Source organism: Tropicimonas sp. S265A, assembly GCF_049800835.1.
GTDB lineage: Bacteria > Pseudomonadota > Alphaproteobacteria > Rhodobacterales > Rhodobacteraceae > Dinoroseobacter.
This window is the reverse complement of record NZ_JBNAFU010000013.1, coordinates 7501-32491: the sequence shown is the minus strand read 5'-3', so window position 1 is coordinate 32491 and position 24991 is coordinate 7501. Positions and strand designations below refer to the sequence as shown.

Annotated in this window: 24 protein-coding genes; 17 read left to right on the top strand and 7 right to left on the bottom strand. The window is 61.8% G+C overall.

Going from position 1 to position 24991, the window contains the following annotated elements; genetic code table 11:
• Positions 1 to 2 precede the first annotated feature (2 nt).
• On the bottom strand, positions 3 to 3131 hold the full coding sequence (locus tag ACP15N_RS19215; protein WP_425093933.1) for an efflux RND transporter permease subunit: 3129 nt from the start codon (positions 3129 to 3131) through the stop codon (positions 3 to 5).
• Between the two features lie 4 nt (positions 3132 to 3135).
• A complete protein-coding gene (locus ACP15N_RS19210; RefSeq protein WP_425093932.1) occupies positions 3136 to 4287 on the bottom strand; it encodes an efflux RND transporter periplasmic adaptor subunit in 1152 nt (383 codons plus the stop codon).
• Positions 4288 to 4458: 171 nt separating this feature from the next.
• Here ACP15N_RS19210 and ACP15N_RS19205 point away from each other — a divergent pair, with 171 nt between their 5' ends.
• Entirely contained in the window at positions 4459 to 5079 is a 621-nt protein-coding gene (locus ACP15N_RS19205; RefSeq protein WP_425093931.1) for a TetR/AcrR family transcriptional regulator, read from the top strand.
• A gap of 59 nt (positions 5080 to 5138) precedes the next feature.
• Here the strand turns inward: ACP15N_RS19205 and ACP15N_RS19200 are convergent, their stop codons facing one another.
• Positions 5139 to 5801 carry a ChrR family anti-sigma-E factor gene (locus tag ACP15N_RS19200; protein ID WP_425093930.1) on the bottom strand — a complete coding sequence of 221 codons (663 nt, stop codon included), beginning with the start codon at positions 5799 to 5801 and terminating at the stop codon, positions 5139 to 5141.
• A gap of 1 nt (position 5802) precedes the next feature.
• The gene (locus ACP15N_RS19195; protein ID WP_425093968.1) at positions 5803 to 6321 is read right to left on the bottom strand and encodes a sigma-70 family RNA polymerase sigma factor; all 519 of its coding nucleotides are present in this window, start codon (positions 6319 to 6321) and stop codon (positions 5803 to 5805) included.
• 250 nt (positions 6322 to 6571) lie between these two features.
• Here ACP15N_RS19195 and ACP15N_RS19190 point away from each other — a divergent pair, with 250 nt between their 5' ends.
• The 9 genes from ACP15N_RS19190 (at position 6572) to ACP15N_RS19150 (ending at position 15613) form a co-directional block, all read left to right on the top strand.
• Complete coding sequence (locus tag ACP15N_RS19190; protein WP_425093929.1) at positions 6572 to 7873, top strand: NAD(P)/FAD-dependent oxidoreductase; 1302 nt, start codon at positions 6572 to 6574, stop codon at positions 7871 to 7873.
• A complete protein-coding gene (locus ACP15N_RS19185; RefSeq protein WP_425093928.1) occupies positions 7870 to 8628 on the top strand; it encodes a DUF1365 domain-containing protein in 759 nt (252 codons plus the stop codon). The genes ACP15N_RS19190 and ACP15N_RS19185 overlap by 4 nt, the downstream gene beginning before the upstream one ends.
• Positions 8625 to 9878, top strand: a complete 1254-nt coding sequence (locus tag ACP15N_RS19180) for an MFS transporter (RefSeq protein WP_425093927.1) — start codon at positions 8625 to 8627, stop codon at positions 9876 to 9878. Before ACP15N_RS19185 ends, ACP15N_RS19180 begins: the two co-directional genes overlap by 4 nt.
• A complete protein-coding gene (locus tag ACP15N_RS19175) occupies positions 9878 to 10450 on the top strand; it encodes a DUF3833 family protein (protein ID WP_425093926.1) in 573 nt (190 codons plus the stop codon). The genes ACP15N_RS19180 and ACP15N_RS19175 overlap by 1 nt, the downstream gene beginning before the upstream one ends.
• Before the next feature lie 18 nt (positions 10451 to 10468).
• The gene (locus ACP15N_RS19170; protein WP_425093925.1) at positions 10469 to 11200 is read left to right on the top strand and encodes an SDR family NAD(P)-dependent oxidoreductase; all 732 of its coding nucleotides are present in this window, start codon (positions 10469 to 10471) and stop codon (positions 11198 to 11200) included.
• A gap of 75 nt (positions 11201 to 11275) precedes the next feature.
• Positions 11276 to 11593, top strand: coding sequence for a DUF3775 domain-containing protein (locus ACP15N_RS19165; protein ID WP_425093924.1), 318 nt, complete (start codon positions 11276 to 11278; stop codon positions 11591 to 11593).
• 129 nt (positions 11594 to 11722) lie between these two features.
• On the top strand, positions 11723 to 13702 hold the full coding sequence (locus tag ACP15N_RS19160) for an AMP-binding protein (RefSeq protein WP_425093923.1): 1980 nt from the start codon (positions 11723 to 11725) through the stop codon (positions 13700 to 13702).
• Between the two features lie 9 nt (positions 13703 to 13711).
• Positions 13712 to 14533: an ABC transporter ATP-binding protein gene (locus ACP15N_RS19155; RefSeq protein WP_425093922.1), complete on the top strand. Its 822-nt coding sequence runs from the start codon at positions 13712 to 13714 to the stop codon at positions 14531 to 14533.
• 90 nt (positions 14534 to 14623) lie between these two features.
• Positions 14624 to 15613: a branched-chain amino acid ABC transporter permease gene (locus ACP15N_RS19150; protein WP_425093921.1), complete on the top strand. Its 990-nt coding sequence runs from the start codon at positions 14624 to 14626 to the stop codon at positions 15611 to 15613.
• A 16-nt stretch (positions 15614 to 15629) separates the two neighbouring features.
• On the opposite strand, the gene ACP15N_RS19145 is transcribed toward ACP15N_RS19150, so the two are convergent.
• Positions 15630 to 15974 carry a hypothetical protein gene (locus ACP15N_RS19145; RefSeq protein ID WP_425093920.1) on the bottom strand — a complete coding sequence of 115 codons (345 nt, stop codon included), beginning with the start codon at positions 15972 to 15974 and terminating at the stop codon, positions 15630 to 15632.
• Positions 15975 to 16216: 242 nt separating this feature from the next.
• On the opposite strand from ACP15N_RS19145, the gene ACP15N_RS19140 reads away from it, so the two are divergent.
• The 6 genes from ACP15N_RS19140 (at position 16217) to ACP15N_RS19115 (ending at position 22237) form a co-directional block, all read left to right on the top strand.
• Entirely contained in the window at positions 16217 to 16468 is a 252-nt protein-coding gene (locus tag ACP15N_RS19140) for a hypothetical protein (RefSeq protein ID WP_425093919.1), read from the top strand.
• 104 nt (positions 16469 to 16572) lie between these two features.
• Positions 16573 to 17649 (top strand): branched-chain amino acid ABC transporter permease, encoded by a 1077-nt coding sequence (locus tag ACP15N_RS19135; protein ID WP_425093918.1) that lies wholly within the window; start codon positions 16573 to 16575, stop codon positions 17647 to 17649.
• A 66-nt stretch (positions 17650 to 17715) separates the two neighbouring features.
• Complete coding sequence (locus ACP15N_RS19130; RefSeq protein ID WP_425093917.1) at positions 17716 to 18996, top strand: ABC transporter substrate-binding protein; 1281 nt, start codon at positions 17716 to 17718, stop codon at positions 18994 to 18996.
• Positions 18997 to 19101: 105 nt separating this feature from the next.
• Positions 19102 to 19986, top strand: coding sequence for a hypothetical protein (locus ACP15N_RS19125; protein WP_425093916.1), 885 nt, complete (start codon positions 19102 to 19104; stop codon positions 19984 to 19986).
• Between the two features lie 20 nt (positions 19987 to 20006).
• Entirely contained in the window at positions 20007 to 20831 is an 825-nt protein-coding gene (locus ACP15N_RS19120) for an ABC transporter ATP-binding protein (protein WP_425093915.1), read from the top strand.
• 191 nt (positions 20832 to 21022) lie between these two features.
• Positions 21023 to 22237 (top strand): phenylacetate--CoA ligase family protein, encoded by a 1215-nt coding sequence (locus tag ACP15N_RS19115; protein WP_425093914.1) that lies wholly within the window; start codon positions 21023 to 21025, stop codon positions 22235 to 22237.
• 3 nt (positions 22238 to 22240) lie between these two features.
• Here ACP15N_RS19115 and ACP15N_RS19110 read toward each other — a convergent pair whose 3' ends face one another.
• Entirely contained in the window at positions 22241 to 22675 is a 435-nt protein-coding gene (locus tag ACP15N_RS19110; RefSeq protein WP_425093913.1) for a hypothetical protein, read from the bottom strand.
• Positions 22676 to 22770: 95 nt separating this feature from the next.
• On the opposite strand from ACP15N_RS19110, the gene ACP15N_RS19105 reads away from it, so the two are divergent.
• On the top strand, positions 22771 to 24027 hold the full coding sequence (locus ACP15N_RS19105; RefSeq protein ID WP_425093912.1) for a DNA polymerase IV: 1257 nt from the start codon (positions 22771 to 22773) through the stop codon (positions 24025 to 24027).
• Position 24028: 1 nt separating this feature from the next.
• Here ACP15N_RS19105 and ACP15N_RS19100 read toward each other — a convergent pair whose 3' ends face one another.
• Entirely contained in the window at positions 24029 to 24892 is an 864-nt protein-coding gene (locus ACP15N_RS19100; RefSeq protein ID WP_425093911.1) for an N-formylglutamate amidohydrolase, read from the bottom strand.
• Positions 24893 to 24991 lie beyond the last annotated feature (99 nt).

The following is a 24991-nucleotide window of genomic DNA, read 5'->3' as shown; positions in this document are numbered from 1 at the left end:
GCCTATTCGGCCGCGATCTTGAGATCAGGGGGCGTCTGCGGCGCTGCGTACCGGGGGGACGCCACGTCTTTCTGCTGGGGACGGACCAACGCGAACATCGCGGGGGTGAAGTAGAAACTGACAACGGCGGACAACAGAACTCCTCCGGCGATGGCCATTGCGAACGGTGGCCAGAAACCGCCCCCATCGAGGATCAGCGGCAGGAAGCCCCCAAAGGTCGTGAGAGTTGTCGACACGATGTGCCGCGATCCGTCCATCACCACGTCGGCCATGGCCTCGCTGTCCCCAGCTGCCGCCTGTGGAGATTGTTGTAATGCCGTCAGGATGATGATCGCCGCGTTGATCGACACACCAATAGATCCGATCACGCCGATCACGGCCGTGATCCCGAACGGGTATTGGAAGACCGCAAGCGACAGCACGCTCAACCCCGCCGACAGGATTGCCACGACGAAGGTGACGGCGGCCAGCCGGAACGAACCAAAGGTCATGACAACCGTGGCGAGCGACAGGGTGACGATCAGGCCAAGGGGGGTCATCAGGTTGTTGATGGTATCGTTGCGGGCATCTGAATCTCCGCCGACTTCCAGCGCATAGCCGTCTGGCAAGGTGAACCCCGCAGCGGCAATCGCGTCTTGTGCGGCACCCAAAGCCGCCTCAGGCAAAACGCCCGCGACGAGGAAAGCCTGGACGGTGTTCACGCGGGCCCCGTCACGCCGGGCAATCGGGCTATCGGAGGGCACAAGCGCGATATCGGCCAACGCGGATAGGGGGAGTGCGGGCAGGGTCTGGCTGTTTGCAGCTCCAGACCCCGGTGGTGGCACGATGAGAAGCTGCGATATGCGCTCTGCATCGCCCCGCACTCCGCCGCCAAGCTCGACCCGAATGGGTAGCTGCTCGGAGGCTTCGATCAAGGTCGCGCCGGTGACGCCGTCCAGGCCTGCCTGTAGTTGGCGCGCGATATCGGTGAGGCTCAGACCCGCCAGCCGCGCGGCCGCCTCGTCGATGTTGATTTCAAGTTTCGGCGCGCCGCCTTCGAGGTTGGACCGTACGGTCGTGATCTCGGGAACCGTTTGCAGTATGCCTTTCAGGGCGTCGCCTTGCTCGCGCAACGTACGCAAGTCGGGTCCGACAACGCGCAACTCGATGGGGGCGTCAACCGGTGGCCCCTGGATCAGCCCGCGGACCAGGATCCGGGCTTCGGGGTGGGCACGGGTCAGGTCGTCCTGAAGGGGGGCCAACAGCGCCGCTGTGGTTTCCGGCGACGCAGTGGTGACCAACGCCTGCGCAAACGAGGGTTCAGAACTGCGCGAGCCGACGAGGTTGTAGTAGAAGGCCGGGGCACTTTCGCCCAACGTCCATGCGACTTGGGTAACGCCTGCGGTCGCCCTCAGTTCGGCGTCGATGTCTTCGACCAGTCGGTGGGTTTCGGTGATGGCCGTTCCACGGGCCATCTCAAGCTCGATATGGAACTGGTTCCGGTCAACGGCGGGAAAAAACTGCGCAACCAGCGTGGGAAAGCTCACAAAGCCCATCACCGGCAGCACGAGTGCGAGTGCGATAGATCGAACCGGATTTGCAGTGGACCAGCGCAAGGACGTTCGAAACAGACGTCCCATCAAGCCAGAACGAATGCCCGCCCCACGCCCACCGTCGGGCAGGAACCAGCCTGCCAGAGCGGGTGTAATCGTCAGGGCAATGACAAGCGACCAGACCAGCATCAACACCACCGCAATCGCGATGGACCCTACGAAGTCCCCAGCAGGTCCCGGCAGCAGGATCATCGGCACAAAGCTGAGTGCGGTCGTCACGGTGGAGGCCAAAAGCGGCGCTGCCAACCGGCCGACAGCCTTCTCGGCGGCTTCCAGGCGGGTTGCGCCCTTGGCGAGCCTTTGGCGGATTTCGTCGCTCATGACGATCGCAGCATCAACCAGCAGGCCCAGGGCCACGATCAGCCCTGTCACACTCATCTGATGCAGCGGGAGCCCGATGAAATTCATTGACGCGAGCGTGGCAAGGCTGACCAGCGGGAGGACCGTCGCAACGATCAATGCGGCCCGGAACCCGAGCGTGATCAGCAGAACCGCGACCACCAGCCCGACGCCGAGCGCCATGTTCAGCGCAACTTGTTCCAAACGTTCGGCAGTGTAGATTGACTGGTCGAAAATTTGCTCGACATGCAATTCTGCGGGCAAGGATGGCTCGAATGCTGCGACCGCCGTCTTGACCCGATCCATCCACACATCGATTTGCAGGCCATCTCCGGCCTCAACCCCCAGAAGGACTGCGTCCTTGCCATCGATCAGTGCGATGCTGGAGGCCGGTATGCGCGGCACGCGCGCAATATCGGCAATGTCGTCGAGCCGGGTGATCTGGCCCTCGGTCCCGCGCACCAATACGATTCTGCGCATGCGCTCCAGGGCTTCGATATCACCGGACACGTCGAGTAGGATATCTGTTTGGCCGTTCAGCAAACGCCCGGACTGCACTTTGGCATCGGCGGCTCGAATTGCCGCCGCAATCGCATCGGGTGTCAGACCGAGCGCAGCCGTGCGCGTGGGATCCAGCTGCACGCGAATTTCTTCCTCCGGTGTCCCGAAGGTTTCTACGCTTGCAGTGCCCGGCACATTGCGCAGGTGCTCTGCGAGTTCTTCGGCATAACGTGCAAGAACCGGGGGTGTGACCGTGCCCGCAGTGGGGCTGACCGCGAAGATGGCACCAACCGCCGCAATCCCGTCGCTGTCGAATTCTGGTGGGCGGACGCCATCGGGAAAAGTGCGTGCAACATCGGACACGCCATCCCGTGCTTCGGACCAGATCTGTTCGATGATCCCGGGGTCGGTCGTTTCGTCCAACTCCAGCCGCACGACAGACACACCACTTGCCGAGGTAGACGCGATTACACTGATCTCCGGTCGCTCCCGCATTTCCTCTTCCAGAGGTTGCGTGACCAAAGCCTCGACGCGTGATGGTTCTGCGCCGGGATAGAGGGTCGTGATCGTCGCGTTGAGGTTCGTGATGGTCGGATCTTCCTGCCGACCCAGCGCCAGAAAGGCCGACGCGCCTGCGGAAATGATGACCAACAGCGCCAGAATGACGAGCCTAGGATTCTTGAAAGTCAGGGCGCGCATGGCTTCAACTCTCGCCAGCGCCGGACACATGTTGCCCCGGGCTCAGACGGTGTGTGCCCACGGTCACGACCTGCGCATTACCAGGAAGTGCACCGGCAACATACACGCGGTCGCCGGCGATGTGTTCCAGCGTCACGGCAGCACGCTGGATCACGTCTGTGCCGTCGGGGAGGACAAAGATCGTCCACAAGCCGTCGATGCCCTCGCTGAGGGCGCTCATCGGGACCCAGGCGCCGTCGTTCTGGACCGTGCGGGTCAGCGTCAGGGCAGCTAGTGTCCCAGTGACCGGTGCCACATCCTCAGGCAACGCGATAAGGACAGAGCGGGTGCGCGTTGCAGGGTCCAGATCTGGTCGTACCCGCGCGACCCTTCCGGTCACCGTACCGCTGGACAGGGCGACGTCCACCTGATTTCCGGGACGTAACCGGTCCGACAGGTCCTCCGGCAATCCGACCCTCAGGACCGAAACGCGGTCCTGCAAACCCAGAATGGCCTGACTTGGCGCCAGCCGTGCGCCTTGATCCACATGGCGATCCGTGATGACCCCTGCATATGGCGCGGTGAGTTCCGATTTGGCGATGGAGATATCGATCGCCTCAAGCGCTGCAACGGCTCGGGCAATGTCGGCCTCGGTCACGGCAAGTTGGAAGCGTGCTTCGTCCGCGCGTTGCGAGGATGCAAAATCCCGTGCGGCCAGTTCGCCTTGCCGATCTGCCGTCAGTTTCGCGATGTCGCGCCGTGCGACGGCGGCTTTTAGCGTGGCCTCCTGTGACGCGCGCTCCGCCTGCAACGCCCGGATATCAAGCCGCGCGAGGGTTTGCCCTTCGTCCACACTATCACCCTCGTCGACGAGAATGTCGGCAAGCGTGCCGCCGGGCTCGAATCCCAGTTCGGTACTGCGAGCGGGTTCAATCGGGCCGGTAAACCGCGCTTCGATCTGATAGCTGGAAGTCAGTTCCAGAGGCGCAAGCGCAACGGCGGCTGGCGCTTGCTCCGACATGACACTCGTATCGGCGGCCCGAGCCGCGATAAGGCCGGAGCCGACCACAACGAGCCCGACCGCCAGGGCCAATGTCATGCCTGTGCCTGTCAAGATCAGACTGCGTCGCAAGGCGCTGCGCAGCACGCTGTGGCGGGGCATCTCTTGTTCGGTCATCTCAGCGTCCTCATATGCGGATCAGAGGCTGTCGCCTGTTGCGCCGGAAGTTAGAGAGTCTTACATTGAGGTACATAGGCCTGTGGTGTTAGAAAGTCTAACATTTATTTTTGCGTGACTGCGCAGAGACATGTGAGGTTTCGCACAGGACGATAACAAGGGCTTCGAGCGATGACAGATTCAGCAAAGGTGCGTACAAAACGCGCATATCACCATGGTGATTTGCGTCAGCAACTGCTCAACGCCACGCGCCAACTGGTCGAAGAAAAAGGCCCTGATGCCTTTTCGGTTTCAGAAGCGTGCCGGCGTGCCGGTGTCTCTACCGCCGCACCTTACCGGCATTTCGCCGACAAGACGGATATGCTGGCCGCGCTGATTGTGGATTGCATGGCGGAAATGACCACGCGTCTTATCGAGGCAGGGGCAGCGCATCCTTTCGGAACGCTCGAAGCGATTGCGGCGGGAGGCGTCGAATACGTCGAGTTCGCGGAGGCGAACCCGGGCGTTTTTCGAATGATGTTTGCCGAGAACTACCAGCGTCCCGAGATCGAAGAAGCAGGCCACGCTTGCTACAACAGCCTGCTTTTGCAAGTTGCCGCATATCTGGGAAAGGACACGGTCGATGAAGACGTGTTGCGCGAGTCCTTTCCGCTTTGGACGTTCGTGCACGGGGCGTCATTTCTCAGGATCGACGGCAAGGCTGACTTTGCAAAGACCCAGCAGAGCGCCGCCGAGCTTGTTGTTGAAGCCACGCGGCGCTTGCTGCCGCCGCGTCCCACATATCGCAGCTGAAAATGCGCCTGAGTTTCGCGGCTCGTCCAGTCAGATAGCCTGGCAGCGGGCGGTCAGCGTCAGATGCGCAGGAACGGTTGCGCGATCTTTGGCAAGATTTTGCGGAATTTGAGCGGTGCGTCTGTTGCGGCAAGGCAGATGCACGCATCGCCTTCCTCTGCCACGGGCGTGTGCTCTACATTTGGATCGGCGACTTCGATGTCACCTGGCCCGAAGCGGTCAAACTCGTCACGAAACGCGCCTTGCAGCACCAGCGTGAGTTCCGTTCCATGATGGCCATGGTCCGGCACTTCAGCTCCGGCGGGGATATATAGCAGGCGAACCGACGCGTCCTTGGATGTTGGCAGGATCGCTTGGCGTACACCCAGCCCGACCGGACGCCAATTCACGGCGTCGATCCCTCCGTCAACGTAGTCCAGCAATGGCTGTGGCAGGACCGGATCCGCCTTGCCTGCCTCCGGTCGCTGGAACGATATCGGTCCCTTGGGCGGCAGGCTTTCAATCGCCGCCATGCAGCTTGCAAGCGCGTCCGGTGCCATCGCGACGACGCCTGAGTCCTCCAAAACGACACCGCCTAGAGCATCCTGAGCCTCAACAGCCGCACGGCAAGCATCGCACATCGACAAGTGCGTTGCGACAACCAGACTGAACGCCTCCGGCAGGGCACCCGCCGAGTATGCCATGATCAGTTCGTCTGTCAGATGATGCTTGATGTTCGCCATGTCAGTCTGTCGTCGTATCCATTTCTCGCCTAAGCCTCTCCAGTGCCAACCTAATTCGCGACTTGATCGTGCCAAGGGGTAACCCGGTCTCAGCAGCGATTTCGTTATGGGACAGGTCCCCGAAATAACAGCGTTCAATGAGTATACGTTGCTTCTCGGGCAACTGGATCAGTGCATCGCGCAATTTTTTGCTGTCCTGCTCAAGCGCGATGATATCGTCAGCATTCGGCTCGGGCTCGGGGCCCCAAGGCAAATCTTCGGGTTCAGGCCGTTTTTCCCGCCGGATAATGTCGATCTTGCGGTTCCGCGCAATTGTGAAGACCCACGTCGCAACGGTTGCTCTGGCCGGATCAAACAGATGCGCCTTGCGCCAGACGGTCGTCATCACGTCTTGCGCGCAATCCTCAGCCATCGTTTCGTTCGCACCGGATTTCATCAGGAACGCCTTCACGCGCGGCGCGAAGTACTGAAACAGCTGCGCGAACGCTTGCGTGTCCTGGTGATCACGAATGGCGATCATCAGGGCTGCCCAATCCGCGTCAAGCGGCCGGTGGGCACGCGGTTTGGTGGCAATCGACACCGGGGGCTGTCTCCGTTCGCGCAACAATAAGCCCAATGACCATAAGCGCTTCGGCGCCATGCATGCACGTCAATTTTGCGTGCTGTTAGTGAATAATCCCGGAAACGCCAGAAAACAGGCAGAATTATTGATCCAGTTGGCCTAACAGTCCGTATGTCAGATAAACAAGACACTCAGGGATCTAGACTTCATGCCATTTGAAACGATGAGGGGCGCGCCGCGACGGATTGCGGTGATTGGTGGCGGTATATCCGGAATGGGTGCTGCATACTTTCTGTCGCGCGGAAACCAGGTGGTGCTGTTCGAGGGGGAAGGCCGGTTTGGCGGACACGCCCGGACGGTTATTGCAGGCAAGTTCGGCGACCAGCCAGTCGATACCGGTTTCATCGTGTTCAACTACGTGAATTACCCGCACCTTGTCCGGCTCTTTGACGATCTCGACGTCCCGATCGCGGACTCGGATATGAGCTTTGCCGCGTCCATTGACGGAGGGCGCATCGAATACGGACTTCGGACGATCCGCACTGTCTTCGCGCAGAAGCGCAACCTCGGGCGTCCCGCGTTCCTGCGCATGATCAGGGACATCGTGACCTTCAACCGGCGCGCGCTGGAGGTGGCGGACGACCCGAATGTGACGATCGGGCAGTTTCTCGACCGCCTCGGCACCGGGTCGTGGTTTCGCGACTATTACATTCTGCCGCTGTCGGGGGCGATCTGGTCAACGCCGTCGCAGCGCATTCTGGACTTCCCGGCGCAGGCTCTCGTGAAGTTCTTTCAGAACCACGCACTCTTGTCAGCCACAGGTCAGCACAAGTGGTACACCGTCGATGGCGGGTCCATTCAATACGTGACGCGCCTGTTGGCCCGGCTTTCCGAGTCCGGCGTCGAGACGCGGGCTGGTGCCAGCGTTGTCGGCGTGCAGCGTGTTGCCGGCGGCGCGCTCGTGCGCACGGAAGGGGGCGAATGGGAGACATTTGACGACGTTGTTTTCGCTACACATTCGGACACGACGCTGTCGTTGCTCGCGGATAGCTCCGAGGCAGAGCGCACGGCGCTCGGCGGGATCAAGTATCAACCGAACGAGGCGGTGTTGCATGCGGACGCAAGCCTGATGCCGAACCGCAAGGCCTGCTGGTCGTCATGGAATTACTGCGAGCAGAAGGGCGGATCGACGGACAAGATCGATCTGACTTACTGGATGAACTCGCTCCAGCCGATCCCCAAAGACGATCCCATGTTTGTCACGCTGAATTCGACCCGCCCGATCCGGGAGGAGTTGATTTACGACACGGTCTCCTTCAGCCATCCGGTCTACGATCTGGCAGCGCAAAACGGGCGTGAGGCGATCCGATCGATGCAGGGGATGCGAAACACGTGGTTTTGCGGAGCGTGGATGAAGAACGGGTTCCATGAAGACGGACTGGCTAGCGCCTTTGACGTGGCCGAAGCCATCAAGGCCCGTGCCATCGACGCCAAGGTTGCGGCGTCGTGAGCGTTCTCGACCATATTCAGGGCCAGACTTTCCACGGTCGCCGCGGCGGTGTAGAGAACGCGTTCAAGTATTCGATCGATTACGTCATGATCGACGCGGAAGCTGCCCTGAAGACACCGCGCCTGTTTTCGCGCAACGCACGCAATCTGGCCTCTCTGCGCGATACCGACCACGGGGGCGCGCCCGGAAACGGGACCGGCGCCAGGTGGGTACGGGATGTTCTCAGGCAACGCGCTCTGGAGGTGGCCGACGGGCGTATCTTGCTGCTCGCGCAGCCGCGCATACTGGGCCATGTCTTCAACCCGGTGTCGTTTTGGCTTTGCCATGATCGGGCGGGTGACCTGCGCGTTGTCATCGCTGAGGTCAGCAACACCTTCGGCGATCGCCATTCCTACCTGTGCCACAAGGACGACCTGAGCCCGATTGAGCGTACTGACCAGCTGGCGGCAACGAAGATTTTTCACGTGTCTCCGTTCCAGCCGGTTAAGGGAGACTACAGGTTCCGGTTCGATATCCGACCGGACCGTGTGGGTATCTGGATTGACTACAGCACGGGGAACGAGGGGCTGTATGCCACTCTGACCGGCGCGCGTGCGCCGCTGACATCCTGGACGGTCTTGCGCGCTGTTGTGCGCAGGCCCTTTGGGTCGCGGCGCGTTCTGGGGCTGATCCACTGGCAGGCCCTGAAGCTTTGGGCCAAGGGCGCGGTGTATCGCAACCGCCCCTCCCCGCCATCCGAGGAAATCACGAGGTGACGGATTTCGCCGCGCCATCGGCGCCTGCGTCAAAGGTGCGCCTGACGGGGTTTGCCGTTTTTGCAGCCATGATCTCGGCTGCGGGACTGCCGATCTATATCCACGCGCCAAAGTTCTACGTCGATGAATTCGGGGTCAGCCTCGCGGCGCTCGGCTCAGTCCTCTTTGTACTGCGGATGCTGGATTTCGTCCAAGATCCTGCCTTGGGGTGGCTGGCTGAAAAAACGCGCCACAATCGGGCCGCCATGGTGGCAGGGGCTGTGACACTCTTGGGGGCGGCGATGGTCGGTCTCTTTGCCGTGGAGCCGCCTATTGCGCCGCTTTGGTGGTTCGCGCTTATGCTGACGGCGCTGTTTTCCGCGTTCAGTTTCCTGACGATCAGCTTTTACGCTCAAGGCGTTGCGACCGCGGGGCGTCTCGGGAACAAGGGGCATCTGCGGTTGGCCGGGTGGCGCGAAACAGGGGCTCTTCTGGGTGTCTGCACGGCGGCCGTGGCCCCAACGCTTCTGTTGGGCACGGGCGCGCCGTTTGTCGGTTTCTCCCTCGGGTTCTGTCTCCTGTGCGTTGCGGCGCTCGTCGCGATGCGGGGGCAATGGGGGGCCGCGGTTGCTCCGGACGGGGCTGGGTTCGGCGTTGTGTTGGGCGACCCGCAGGCGCGTCGGTTGTTGATCCTTGCTTTGGTCAATGCGACCCCGGTGGCCGTAAGCTCCACCTTGTTCCTGTTCTTCGTTGAAAGCCGGTTGCAGGCCCCCGGCATGGAAGGCCCGCTTCTGTTGCTGTTTTTCCTGTCGGCCGCGGCGGCGGCACCCGCGTGGGGGCGTGTTGCGCGCCGGACCGGAGCCAAACGCGCGCTGCTGGCCGGCATGGTTCTGTCCATTGTGGCCTTTGCGGGCGCGGCCACGTTGGGCGCGGGCGACACATTCTGGTTTGCACTGGTGTGCATCGGGTCGGGAGCGGCCATGGGCGCAGACCTGACACTGTTGCCTGCGATGTTCGCACGCCGAATGGCGCGCGTTGCTCCGACGGCGGGCCAGGCCTTTGGTCTGTGGTCGCTTGTCACGAAATTCACGCTGGCTTTTGCCGCAGTCGCGCTACTTCCCCTGCTGGAGGCGCGTGGTTTTGAGACCGGCACAACCAACCCGCCCGAGGCGCTGGCACTGCTCACGGTGCTGTACGCACTCGTTCCCTGTGCCCTGAAGCTCGTTGCGATCACTCTGTTGGCCGCGACCCGAATTGAGGAAGAAGAATGATGGACGCTGTTCTGCTTGTTTTTGTCGGCCTCCTGATGGGCCTTGCCTTGTTTGTGATCTGGCAGCGCAACTGGAGTTTTCTGGCGCAGCAACCCGAAGACTACGAAGGCACGGGCCAGGATTTCGACATCCGAACCCATCTCAACGGCCCCATAGAATGCGAGGGCGTGATTTACGGTCCCACGGGTCGTGTGACCTCGCGGTTTGTTGCGGATTTCGATGTCACATGGGACGGAAATGTCGGCACGATGACAGAGCATTTTCGCTATGACAGCGGCGCGACACAGGCCCGGGAGTGGCAGCTGACCATTGGAAATGATGGCAAGATCCGCGCCGAGGCTGCCGATTTGGTCGGCACCGGCGAAGGCTGGCAGCGCGGCTCGGGTGTGAAACTGAACTATCGCATCAAACTGCCCGAAGACTCGGGTGGCCACGTCCTGGACACAACGGACTGGATGTATCTTGTCGGCAATGGCGCGATCGTCAATCGCAGCCAGTTCCGCAAATTCGGTATCAAGGTGGCTGAGCTCGTCGCAACCATGCGGCCCAAGCAGGTCAGCCCGACACAGTAAGGTTTGGAAGGACGAGACGTGCGCGATTTGAACGGAAAACGGTACTGGCTTGTCGGCGCGTCTGAAGGTCTGGGTCGGGCAGTTGCGCTGCACCTGAGCCGCATGGGTGTGGAAGTCATCGTCTCCGCGCGCAACGCGGACCGATTGGCTGAACTCGTCGCGGACCTGCCGGGCAAAGGGTCCTATGTTACCGTGGATATTTCCGACAGCGCTTCGGTTCGGGACGCAGCAGACCAGATCGGTGACATTGACGGTATGGTGTTTCTCGCAGGGGTCTACTGGCCGCTTGCCGCGCAGGACTGGGACGCTGAGAAAGTCGAGGCGATGTGCGATATCAACTTTACCGGCGCCGCGCGCTGTGTCGGGGCAGTCTTGCCCGCGATGGTCGCGAAGGATGCGGGTCACATCGTGTTGACCGGATCGCTTTCAGGGTTCCGCGGTTTGCCCGGGGCCACCGGCTACGGAGCATCCAAAGCAGGTGTGATGTATTTGGCCGAGGGAATGCAGGCAGATTTGCGCAACTCCGGCGTTGACATCCAAGTGGTCAATCCCGGCTTCATCAAGACGCGACTGACCGACAAGAACGACTTCAAGATGCCCTTCATCATGGAGCCCGAGGATGCTGCACGTGAGGTGGTCGAGCACATGATGTCCGACAACTTCAAACGCAGCTTCCCGACATTGTTCGGGTCTATGTTCCGCATGTCTCAGTTTCTGCCGGATTGGCTCTACTACCGCATTTTTGCCTGAGCCGCGTCGAACCGCCCCTTGTCAGATTATGCCGCTTTGTTGAAGCTGTGTTCACACGGCTCGAGGGAGGCAAACATGCTCGACATCAGCAATGCGAAAATCGCGCAAGTGATCCTGCTCGCCCGCGAGGGCAAGATGGCAGAGGCAGCCCTTGAAGGGTTTATCGCGGATCTCAACGAGGATGAGCAGGCCAGTCTGGTGGCGGTATTGTGGGTCGGACGCGATGATTTCGATGCCGAGGAAATCGCTGACGCCAAACGCATCGCGATGGAAGAGGCGACTGTTCCGACGGAGAAATACCTGATGAAAGAGCCGCTGCTTGCCGACTATCTGGAAAGCGGTCTGGACGCGTTGGGCGTCGATGTCACGGATGTTGAAGACGACATCATCTGATGTGCTGACAAGTATTATCTGAACGCTTGTTCAAAAAAAATAATTGACGTCTCGCATCCTTGAGGCACAGTATGATTCAACCTGCGGTCAACGTGGGTGTGCCGGCGCAGGAGCCGGTCAGGGAGGATCATGTCAATGGGAAGCGCAGCGGCCGAAGGCCGGCTGGATACGTTTCCGCGCCTGCTCGCCAGGAACGCGGCCACATTCGGGACCAAGCCGGCGTATCGCGAAAAAGAGTTCGGGATCTGGCAGAGCTGGACCTGGGAAGACGCGCGTGAAGAGATCGAGGCGCTGGCCTACGGCTTGCTGGATATGGGACTGAATGAGGGGGACCATGTAGCCCTCATCGGACGCAACCGCCCGCACATGTACTGGTCTATGGTGGCCGCCCAAATGTGTGGCGCGGTCCCTGTTCCTCTCTATCAGGACGCCGTCGGCGAAGAAATTGCTTACGTGTTGGACCACTGCGGTGCCCGGTTTGTCATCGCGCAGGATCAAGAGCAAGTCGACAAGGTCATCGAGGTCAAGGACCGGTTACCTATGCTGGAGGAGGTGATCTACCTCGACAAACGGGGCATGCGGAAATACGACCACACCCACCTGCGGCTGTTCGAGTTCGTACAGGCCGAAGGCAGAGCCACGCGCGATAAGGGCGAGCGGGAGATGGCCGTGCGGCTCGACCGGCAGAACGGTGCGACTACCTGCGTCATGCTATACACCTCTGGCACCACTGGGCGCCCCAAGGGTGTGGTTTTGTCAAACGACAACATCATCCTGACGTCGAAGAACTCCGCCGAGTTTGACCGGTTGCAACCCGGGGATGACATTCTCGCCTACCTGCCGATGGCGTGGGTTGGCGATTTCATCTTCTCGGTTGGACAGGCGTACTGGACAGGGTTCTGCGTGAACTGCCCGGAATCCCCTGACACGATGATGACGGATCTGCGCGAGATCGGACCCAGCTACTATTTCGCCCCGCCGCGCATTTTCGAAACGCAGTTGACCACCGTCATGATCCGGATGGAAGATGCCGGGAAGCTCAAGAAATGGCTGTTTGATACGTTCATGGCGCATGCTCGGAAAGTCGGGCCGAAACTGCTCGATGGCGAGCCGGTTGGTGCCATGGACAAGCTGAAATACGCCCTTGGCAACCTGCTGGTTTACGGACCGCTCAAGAATACGCTGGGGCTCAGCCGCATCCGCGTGGGCTACACGGCAGGGGAGGCAATCGGACCGGAAATCTTTGATTTCTATCGCTCTTTGGGGATCAACCTGAAGCAGCTCTACGGGCAGACGGAAGCCTCCGTATTCATCACGCAGCAAAAAGACAACGAAGTACGCGCGGATACTGTCGGCACACCCACACCGGGTGTCGAGTTGCGCATCGACGACAGTGGCGAGGTGTTCTACCGCTCCCCCGGTGTCTTCGTGAAGTATTACAAGAACGACGAAAGCACCGCATCGACCAAGGATGCCGAAGGCTGGGTGGCCACGGGCGATGCCGGGTTCATCGAGCCGGACACGGGTCATTTGCGCATCATCGACCGGGCCAAGGACGTGGGCAAGATGGCGTCCGGGGCGCTCTTTGCGCCGAAATACGTGGAAAACAAGCTGAAGTTCTATCCCAATATCCTTGAGGCGGTGGTCTTCGGCGCGGGGCGCGAGACCTGCACGGCCTTCATCAATATCGACCTGACCGCCGTGGGCAACTGGGCCGAGCGCAATAACATCGCCTACGCCTCGTATCAGGAACTCGCAGGCCACCCTCAGGTGCTGGACATGATCCAGAGCCATATCGCCGAGACGAATGAAAGCGTCGCGCAGGACGAGATGCTGTCGGGCTGCCAGATTCACCGTTTCCTTGTCTTGCACAAGGAGCTTGATGCCGACGACGGGGAGCTGACCCGCACCCGCAAAGTGCGCCGTCGGATCATCGAAGAGAAATATAATGACCTGATTACAGCGCTTTATGACGGGTCGCCTTCAGTCTCGACCGAAACGGAAGTCACCTATGAAGACGGTCGCAAAGGCTCCATCAAGGCAACACTGGAAATCCGCGATGTGAGGACGGTTGAAGCGCGGGCGCCAGAGGCTGTGGCTGCGGAATAGGGGGCGCAAATGCTGGATCAATCGCCTGAAGGCTACACCACCGCGGACGGTCGCAAGATCGGGGGCGTGGTGATGGAGATGAAGAACATCACCCTGCGGTTCGGGGGGGTGACGGCGATCAAGGATATCTCCTTCGACATCCGCGAAGGGGAGATCCGGGCGATCATCGGGCCCAATGGCGCGGGCAAGTCCTCCATGCTGAATGTCATCTCGGGCTTCTATGTTCCGCAGGAGGGTGAGGTCTGGTTTCAAGGCGCGCGGCGGGCGCAGATGAAACCCTACCAGGTGGCCCGCCAGGGGATCGCGCGGACCTTCCAGAACATCGCGCTTTTCGAAGGCATGAGCGTTCTCGATAACATCATGACCGGGCGTCTGACACATATGAAATCGAGCATGCTGGATCAGGCGCTCTGGTGGGGCAAGGCGCAGCGGGAAGAGACTGAAAACCGCGAAAAAGTTGAGAAAATCATCGATTTTCTGGAGATCCAGAATATCCGCAAGACGCCCGTCGGGCGGCTGCCCTACGGCCTGAAAAAACGGGTCGAGCTGGCACGCGCGCTGGCCGCAGAACCCATGCTGCTGCTGCTCGACGAGCCCATGGCGGGCATGAACGTTGAGGAAAAGGAAGACATGTCGCGCTTCATCCTCGATGTGAACGATGAGTTTGGCACGACCATCGCCCTGATCGAGCACGATATGGGGGTCGTGATGGACCTGTCAGATCGGGTGGTCGTGATGGATTACGGCAAGAAGATCGGGGACGGCACGCCGGACGAGGTGCGGTCGAACCAGGCAGTGATCGATGCCTATCTGGGAGTGGCGCATGACTGACGGATCGACGGTTTTGTACGTTTTGTATCATTCCCAAAACCCCAGTTTCACAAATTGTAGCACTCCGCAGACCACCGGGGAGGACACCTGATGCCCGATCAATTGCTGTTTGCGATGGAGGTCACGCTCAACGGTCTGATGGCCGGGGTGATGTACGCGCTGGTCGCGCTGGGTTTCGTGCTGATCTTCAAGGCGTCCGGCATCTTCAACTATGCGCAGGGCGTCATGGCGCTGTTCGCGGCGATGACGCTGGTGGGCATACAGAACGGGCAGGTGCCGTTCGCGCATCTGATCAACGCGATCTTCGGAACCAACATCCACTATTTCGGCTGGCAGTTGCCGGCGCTTCTGGCGATCCTGCTGACAGTCGTGGTGATGATCGGGTTCGCGTGGCTGGTGAACAAACTGGTTCTGCGCCATCTGGTCAACCAGGAGCCGATCATTCTGTTCATGGCCACGATCGGTCTGGCCTTTTTCCTAGAGGGCGTCGCCGACCTGATGTGGGGAGCAGAGATCAAGAAACTGGATGTCGGGCTACCACAGGGCCTGAACGAGACTATCGACGAGGTCACGTTCAACCTGTTCGGTTACGGGTTCTTTATCGACAACCTGGACATTGCCGCCACCCTGATCGCCGCCGTGCTCGTGACCGGGCTGGTGATTTTCTCGCAATACACCAAGCAGGGCCGTGCGCTGCGGGCGGTGGCAGATGACCACCAGGCGGCTTTGTCGGTCGGGATCAGCCTGAACTTCATCTGGGTCCTGGTCTGGGCCATCGCCGGGTTCGTGGCGCTGGTAGCGGGCATCATGTGGGGCGCGAAGTCCGGTGTGCAGTTCAGCCTGTCGCTGATCGCGCTGAAGGCATTGCCGGTTCTGATGCTGGGCGGCTTCACGTCGATTCCCGGCGCCATTGTCGGCGGCCTGATCATCGGGATGGGGGAGCAGCTTTTCGAGTTCCTGATCGGTCAGCCCTATCTGGGCGGAGCCACGCAGAACTGGTTTGCCTATGTCTTGGCGCTCGTGTTCCTCGTCTTCCGCCCACAGGGGCTGTTCGGCGAGAAGATCATCGAGAGGGTGTAGCGATGACGGCCCGGCGTCAGAACAGGTCCGTGAACCAGTCCCACAGCCAGATGAACGGCAAGCAGAGCGCCAGGACGATCATGATGGGCATTGCCAGCGTGAGCGGAATGAAAACGTATACCATGGCCGCGAGGGTCGCGAGAACCACGATCGTCATCAGCAGGTTGGACATGGCCCCGGCGAAGATCACGTGGCGCAACGTGCCCCGGTGCGCGGTGTCGCGATCGCCAAGGGTGTCGCGAGCCGCCGTTCCACTGGCACCGCGCAGGAGCGCTTCCTTCGCGCGGCTAGCATCCTCATCCGAAAGTGTACCGGCCTTTCGCCGGGCTTCCAGGTCTTCGAGTTCGCGGGCAAGGGTCATCACTACCTCCGTAAATACGAGCTACAGGCTGCGCGGGCGCTGCGGCGAAACAAGCCCCATCGGAAGGCCATTTCTGGGCAAGGCGATGCTGCGACGCGGCGTCGAAATGCTGCTAACGCATTGCTGCGCTGCATATATTCCGGCTCCGAGATACATATTGACGTGGCCAGGATTTCTACCACTTATGTCGCAGACGGCGGGCGCTGAAGCGTCGGCCACAGCCTATTCGGAGACGATCAACCATGAAAAAATTCTGGGCCATCGCCTGCGTTATCGCCTTCACGGCGTTCTGGACCTTCGGACTGCTGGCCTTGGCGGGCCTGTTCGGGGACCGGCCGTTCGACTGGGTGAGCGCCGTGATCGCGGTATTGGGACTGGGTGCGGGCGTTTTTGCACGCATTCAGGTGAACGCCGCGACACGCGACATCAAATCCGGCCTGCACGTGCGGGTCGACGAGACAAAGAATGCGACCTGGGAGGACGTGCGGGCCTAAACCTGCGCGGTGGTCGCCACAATCAGTGTGTACTGATTGCGCAAAGGCGCATGGGAACGCCCCGTGCGCCTTTCGCATGTCTGGCGGCGTGAGGGGAGAAAGCCATGTTCTATCGTGAAGCGGGTGATTTCAAGACGAGCTACGTCGCTGACAGCCAGACCTTTCCGATCAAGTTCGACAGGGTGCGCTACTGGATCGTGCTGGCGTTTGCCGCGTGTCTGGTGCCTTTCATCATTACCGATTACTGGGCCAATGCGGTCATGGTGCCGTTCCTGGTATGGGCGATTGCGGCAATCGGGCTGAATATCCTGACCGGGTATTGCGGACAGGTGAGCCTCGGCACGGGCGGGTTCATGGCCGTAGGCGCCTATGCCTGTTACAAGATCATGACCGCGTTTCCGGACCTGAACATCGCATTCTGCGTGTTGTTCGGCGGGGTCGTCACGGCGCTGGTCGGCGTGCTTTTCGGCCTGCCGAGCCTGCGGATCAAGGGCTTCTATCTGGCTGTGGCCACGCTGGCGGCGCAGTTCTTTCTGGTGTGGCTCTTCAACAAGGTGCCGTGGTTCTACAACTACTCGGCCTCGGGCCAGATCAACGCGCCCGAACGCTCGCTGTTCGGTTTCGCGATCACCGGTCCCAATGCCGAGGCCGCGCCGAAATACCTGTTCTGTCTGGCGTTCCTGCTGGTGCTGGGCTGGATTGCCCGCAACCTGACGCGCGGCACGATCGGACGGACGTGGATGGCGATCCGCGACATGGACATCGCCGCCGAAATCATCGGGGTGAACCCGCTGAAGGCGAAACTCAGCGCTTTTGCCGTCAGCTCGTTCTTTGTCGGCGTGGCGGGGGCCCTGTTCTTTGCCGTCTATCTTGGCGCGGTCGAGGTGACGGAGGCCTTCGGCATCAACCAATCCTTCCTTGTCCTGTTCATGATCATCATCGGCGGGCTTGGATCGATCTTCGGCTCCATCGTCGGGGCGGCGTTCATCGTGCTTTTGCCGGTCTTGCTGAAAAACATCATGGTGGGCGGTCTTGGCTGGGACACCGCCATTGCCGCGCATTTCGAGTTCGTCATCCTGGGCGGGCTCATCATCTTTTTCCTGATCGTCGAGCCGCACGGGCTCGCCCGCTTGTGGGATCTGGCGAAGGAGAAGCTACGGCTCTGGCCGTTCCCGCACTAGCGGGTCGAAATTGACGGAGCGGGGGAGCTCTGCATCTAACTGCGTACCAATTTGGGAGGACACGCAATGAAGAAGAAACTGACCAGCATGGCGGTGGCCGCGACGATGATCGCGGCTCCGGTCATGGCCGATCTTGTCTATCCGTCCCTGTCCTATCGGACCGGGCCCTATGCGGCGGGTGGCATTCCGTTCGCGGACGGCTATGCCGATTACTTCACCCTGCTGAACGAACGGGATGGCGGTATCGGCGGTGTCATGACCCGCGTTCTGGAATGCGAGACCGGCTACAACACGCAAAAGGGCGTGGAGTGTTACGAGGCGACAAAAGGCGAGGGCAGCCTTGTCTATCAACCGCTGTCGACCGGCATCACGTACCAGCTGATCCCGAAAGCCACGGCGGATGGGATCCCGCTTCACACGATGGGCTACGGGCGGACCTCGGCAGCGAATGGCGCCGTCTTCAGCCACGTGTTCAACTATCCGGCCAACTACTGGGACGGCGCGTCAGTCATCGTGAACTACCTGCTGAACGAGGATGACGGGCTGGACGGCAAGAAGGTCGCGCTGGTCTATCACAACTCCGCCTATGGCAAGGAACCGATCCGCACGCTCGAAGAGCTCAGCGCGAAGCACAATTTCGAGCTGACCACCATCGCCGTGGACCACCCGGGCCAGGAACAAAAGGCCCAGTGGCTGCAGATCCGCCGTGAGCGTCCCGACTATGTCGTGATGTGGGGCTGGGGCGTGATGAACCAGGTCGCCGTTCAGGAAGCTGCCAACATCCGCTTCCCGATGGAGAACTTCATCGGCAACTGGTGGGCCGGATCCGAAAACGACGTTCTGCCCGCAGGGGAGGCCGCCGATGGCTACAAGTCGCTGGCCATGCACAATGTGGGCGACGATTTCCCGATCTATGCGGACCTGAAGACCCATGTTTATGACACCGGCAAAGCCGCCGGCGCGGGCGATCAGATCGGTACCGTGCTCTATAACCGCGGTCTTTACGCAGCGATGCTTGCGGCAGAAGCGACCCGCAAGGCGCAGGAAATCCACGGCGAGATGGACATCACGCCCGCGATGATGCGCGACGGGATGGAAGCGCTGGAGATCACCGAGGCACGCATGTCGGAGCTTGGAATGCCGAACTTCGGCCCGGCCTTCTCTGTCACCTGCGAAGACCATGGCGGCTCCGGTTCGGCCAAGATCCAGCAGTGGGATGCAGCTGCGCAGACCTGGAATGTCGTGACCGACTGGATCGACTCGGATGCCGAGGTCATCGACGCGCTGGTTGTCGAGGACTCCGACGCGTTCGCGGCGGAAAACAACATCGCCACGCGCTGCAACTAAACCAACTGGACCGGCGGTGCTCCCCGTGCCGCCGGTCTGCGACCTTCACTCCCACGGGGCGGCTCCGCTGTGCCAACAGACGTCAACCTTTCAGAACCGCCTGCCATGACGCGCGCCCGCACCTCCGGAGCGTTGGTCGCGGCGGTGGTCTCGACGGCACTCGCTGTAACGGTACTGGCCGGTGTTCTGTGGTTCAACGGGGTGCAGGAGCGGGACTTGATCCGCACGATGCAGGCACAAGACGAGCGCGGCGCCCTCATTCACGCCACGCTGGAGACGCAGGACACGGCCGCGTTCGCGCTGCGCCTGAACGCGTTACAAGAGGCCGGATTTCTGGAGGCCGACGACCTCGCCGCAGCGCTTGCGGTCTTGCCTCCGCCAGGCAAACCGACCACGTCCCCGGGAAGTACCGTTCCGCTCGACACGTCCCGGTCGCCCACGCCAAGCGGTGCATTGGGCAGCGCCGTTCCGACCGCTCTCCCGCAGTCCGGTATCGCCGCAACGGCGCAGGACGTCTTGCTGGAGCGGATCGCGACTGCTGACCCGGATGTCGCGACGCCGCACATCGAATTTCTTCTTCTGACCGGCCTGCTGGCCAAGGGCGAGTTGCTGGACCGGCCTACCTACGCTGACATCCCCGGTCTGCCGGAACTGGACGCAGCCGCCCGTGCCGAAAGCGCGCGGGCCACCCTCGGCGCGCTTGAACGCGACGTCTTTGCGCGGGTCGAGCGCAGCATGGCGCTTTTCTGCGGAACTGACCGGGGGCTTTCCGACGGCGTGGTCTCATCCCTCGACTCGAAGTGTTTCGTGGAAACGTTGGCGGAGGATCCCGTTTGCCTCCTGCGGGCGATTGCCGCGCAGGCGCCCGCGGCGCTGCGCCCGCTTAGGGATGCAGGGCTTGCGCCCGTGATCCTTCTGGCACCCTGGGCTGTGCCATGCCCTGACGATATCGCTTTGGCCGAACAGTTGGCCGGGCGCGAACTCCAATGATCCGAAAGGACACATGACCGATGCTGGATGGTGCAGAGACCAAGGCGACACTGCTTGAGGTGAACAACATCGAGGTGATCTACAATCACGTGATCCTCGTGCTCAAGGGCGTCAGCCTGACCGTGCCCAAGGGGGGCATCACCGCGCTTCTGGGGGGCAACGGTGCGGGCAAGACCACCACGCTCAAGGCAATCTCCAACCTGCTGCATTCCGAGCGGGGCGAGGTCACCAAGGGCGCGATCACCTACCGTGGCGAGCGCGTGCAGGACCTCAGCCCGTCGGATCTGGTCAAGCGTGGCGTCATTCAGGTGATGGAAGGCCGCCACTGCTTCGAACACCTCACGGTCGAGGAAAACCTGATGACCGGCGCGTATACCCGCGGCGATGGCCGCGCCGCCGTGCAGGATGATCTGGACCTGGTGTACCAGTACTTTCCGCGCCTCAAGGAACGTCGCAAATCGCAGGCCGGGTACACCTCTGGCGGCGAGCAACAGATGTGCGCCATCGGACGAGCACTGATGTCTCGTCCCGAAACCATCCTACTGGACGAGCCATCCATGGGCCTCGCACCACAACTCGTCGAAGAGATTTTCGGGATCGTGAAGAACCTCAACGAGAACGAGGGCGTCTCCTTCCTGCTGGCGGAACAGAACACCAATGTCGCGCTGCGCTTCGCCCACCATGGCTACATCCTTGAATCGGGCCGCGTCGTCATGGAAGGACCGGCCGCGGAACTGCGCGAGAACCCGGATGTGAAGGAGTTCTATCTCGGCATGTCCGAGGAGGGGCGCAAGTCCTTCCGCGATGTGCGCTCCTACCGACGTCGCAAGCGCTGGCTCAGCTAGGCGATCAGGGCTTCTTTTGTGTGCAAGTACCTCGGGGGAGGCCCGCAGGGCCGGGGGCAGCGCCCCTGATCGCACGCAGTGCCAGACCCGATGCGCCGCAGGCGCGCAATTTGACAGGACACGGGACAGGTTGCTGTGCAAGGCGGCTCTCCGGAACATCCCCAGATAACCACCTGCAGAAGGGACCAGCCATGAGCTACGATACGCTTGAAACCCGCACCGAAGCGGAGCGCGCGGCAGATATCGCCCGGGAACTGCCCTTGCAACTGGACCGGGCCAGGGCTTTGCCGGGCTATGCGGACACCCTGGCGGATTGCGCCCCGGCGCAGATCACCGATCTCGCGTCCCTCGCCACCCTGCCGGTTCTGCGCAAGTCTGCCCTCGTTGAGGCTCAAACACCCGCTGCCCCGCTCGGTGGGTACACCGTCAAACCGCCCACCGGCTTTTCACATGTCTTTCAGTCGCCCGGGCCCATCTACGAACCCGGCGGTATCGGTGGGGACTGGTTCCGGCTGGGGCGGTTTCTGCACGCCGCCGGGATCGGGCAGGGCGATCTGGTGCAGAACTGTTTTGGCTATCACCTGACGCCCGCGGGCATGATGTTCGAAAGCGGTGCGCGCGCGGTCGGGGCGACGGTCCTGCCAGCGGGAACGGGGCAAACCGAGTTGCAGGTGCGTGCCGCGCATGATCTGGGCTGCACTGCCTATGCGGGCACACCGGACTACCTGAAGGTCATTCTGGAAAAAGCCGATGAGATGGGCGTAACGCTCGGCATTACCAAGGCGGCAGTCTCGGGGGGCGCGCTGTTTCCGACCCTGCGCGCGTTCTACAGCGACCGGGGCATCACCTGCCTGCAAGCCTATGCGACTGCCGATCTTGGCAACATCGCCTACGAATCCCCCGCGATGGAGGGATTGATCGTCGACGAGGGCGTTCTGCTGGAAATTGTCCGCCCCGGCACCGGCGATCCGGTGCCCGAGGGCGAGGTGGGCGAGGTCGTCGTGACCACGCTGAACCCGGAGTATCCGCTGATCCGGTTCGCGACCGGGGACCTCTCCGCAATCCTTCCCGGGGCCTCACCCTGCGGGCGCACCAACCTGCGGATCAAGGGCTGGATGGGCCGTGCGGACCAGACCACCAAGATCAAGGGGATGTTCGTGCGCCCCGAACAGGTCGCCGACCTCGTCGCGGCCCACCCCGAGATTTCGCGCGCCCGGGTGATCGCCGATCGCGCCGACGAGATGGACAGCCTGCACGTGCAGATCGAAAGCGAGGGTGGCGACATATCCGCCTTTGAGGCGTCTGTGGCCGCTATTCTGAAACTCAAGGGGACGGTGGAGCTGCTCGCACCCGGCAGCCTGCCCAATGATGGCCTCGTGATCGAGGATCGGCGCAGCTACGACTGACGCTCAGACATGGCCCATCGCGGCTTGGGACTGATACAGGTAGCGGTGCAGCATCGCCTTTTGTGGTTCCGGCACCGTGTCGGCGGACAGAAACGCCGACACGCCGAGGATTACGGGGCCGTTTTCAGACCGCTCGGGCGAAAACATGTCCCATTCGGCCTGGGTGATCCAGGCCGCGAAAAACCACTGCCCGGCTTCCGACCCGTCCTCGCCGACGATGGGCCAGTTTAGGCGCGTCACCGGCAGATCCAGCGAGATCGTTTCCTTCAGAAGCCGCAAGGCACAGTCCGCCGGACTTTCCCCCGTGGCGCGCACGGCCTGCGGCAGCCCCCATATCACCCCATCCCCGGCGCCGCGTCGGCAGGACACAGCCACCTTGTCTCCGAAAAGGATCGCAAGGGTCACCCCGTTAAAGGTCGGGTTCTGCAACTGTTGCACGACACAAAATCCGTATAGACTGACCAGAGTATGCCGCAGCCGCAGGGTATGCGTCCAGTTCTTGCAGAATACCACCGCGCACGAGGCCCGCACCGATGTCCCTTCTTTGCCGAGATTGCCTGCACATGCACGCGGACGAGGCAGCGCGTTGCGGGGCCTGTGGCAGCCCGCGTGTCGTCGCCCATGATGAGCTGACGGACTTGTCCATCGCCCACATGGATTGCGATGCCTTCTTCGCAAGCGTCGAGAAACGCGACAACCCGGAGTTGGCCGACAAGCCGGTGATCATCGGCGGCGGGCGGCGCGGGGTCGTCTCCACGGCGTGCTATGTGGCCCGTATTCGCGGTGTCCGCTCGGCGATGCCGATGTTCAAGGCCCTTGCACTCTGCCCCGAGGCCGTGGTGATCCGGCCCAGGTTCGACGCCTATGTCGAGGCCAGTCGTGCAATCCGCGCGCTGATGGAAGAGTTGACACCGGCCATCGAACCGCTGTCGCTCGACGAGGCCTTTCTGGATCTGACAGGCACCGAGCGGGTCCACGGCGCGCCCCCCGCCGTGATGCTCGCGCGGCTGGTCCAACGGATGGAGACCGAGTTGGGCCTGACCGGGTCGATCGGGCTGTCCCACAACAAGTTTCTGGCAAAGGTCGCCTCCGATCTGGACAAGCCGCGGGGATTTGCCGTGATTGGCAAGGCCGAAACCGGCGCGTTCCTGTCTGACAAGCCGGTGCGGATGATCTGGGGCGTGGGCGCGGCGGGGCAGGCGGCGCTTGAGGCGGCGGGCATCAGGACGTTCTCGGACCTCAGACGCTGGGATCAGACCGATCTTGTGGCGCGCTTCGGGTCGATGGGCCTGCGACTGTGGCATCTGGCGCGCGGCGAGGATGCACGGCGGGTCAATGCGCACGCTCCGGTCAAATCCATCTCCAACGAAACAACGTTCTCGGAAGACACGCGCGACCCCGATCTGTTGCTGGGCCATATCTGGCGGATGACCGAAAAGGTTTCCTCCCGGGCCAAGGCCAAGGGTCTCGCCGGACGGGTGGTCGTTCTGAAGCTGAAAACCTCGGACCACCGCCTGATCACCCGGCGCCACGCGCTGCGCGACAGCACGCAGATGGCGGATCGCATCTATCGCGAAGCCAAGATGCTGTTTGACGCGGTGCCGCCCGGCCAGGCCTATCGCCTGCTTGGCGTCGGGTTGAGCGATCCTGTTCCGGAGGCCGAGGCAGACCGTGTGGGCGATCTGCTTGACCCCGACGCAGGGCGCCGCGCGGATGCCGAACGGGCGACCGACAGCATTCGGGCGCGGTTTGGATCGGACGCGATTGTGAAGGGCCGCGCGTTGCGCTGAGTTACTCTGCGGCCAACGGCATTTGCGAGGCCCGGCCGAATGCGGCGATGTCGGCAATCACGGTGGACATCAGGGCCTCGAACGCGTCGAAATCGGCGCTGCGCTCGACCCGCGCCTCGTTCATGTAGAGCGCGCGGTCAATTTCCACCTGCACGACATGCTGGTTGCGGGACGGACGACCATAGGTCTGCGCGATATAGGCTCCGGCAAACGGGGCATTGCGCGCAACCCGCAACCCGGCGTTCTTGAAGGCCGCTTCCACGTGATCGACGATGTGGGCCGCCGCCGCCGCACCGAACCGGTCGCCCAGGATGATGTCCGGGCGCAGGGAAGGGGCGTGGTTCAACCCTTCGATTGCCTCGTGCGGCATGGAATGCATGTCGATCAGGATCGCCTGACCGAAGTCGCGGCGCGTGTCGTCCAGCATGGTGCGCAACTGCGCATGGTAAGGATGCCAATACTGGTCGAGCCGGGTCCGGGCCTCTGCCAGAGACATCTTGCCCCTGTAGATCGCCCGGCCGTTGGCCACGACGCGCGGGATCACGCCAAGGCCCGAACTGATGCGCGGGTTGTGGGTCACGCGGCGTAATCCGTTTACCACCGCAGGATCCAGTTCCTCGGCGCCGCGGTTCAGGTCGACAAAGGCGCGCGGTGCTGTGGCCGAGATGCTTTGCGCTCCGTGCAGCGGCGCGCTGGAGATCAGGTCATCGACGAACGCGTCTTCGGACGATCGGATGGTCTGACGATCCAGCATGCTGGCACGCAAGAACTCGGCCGAATAGGCGCGCCCCGAATGCGGGGACGCAAACACAGCGCATGTGGTGCGGGCGGAGGGGAGTCCAAGGGTGTAGGCCGTGAGCGTCATTCTGGTGAACATAGACCGGAAACCTGCCATTCCAAAAGCCCTTGAACCCTATTCCGACTCCTTTTATAGAGCGCGAACAAATTCGGCGGTGGTCGGGGT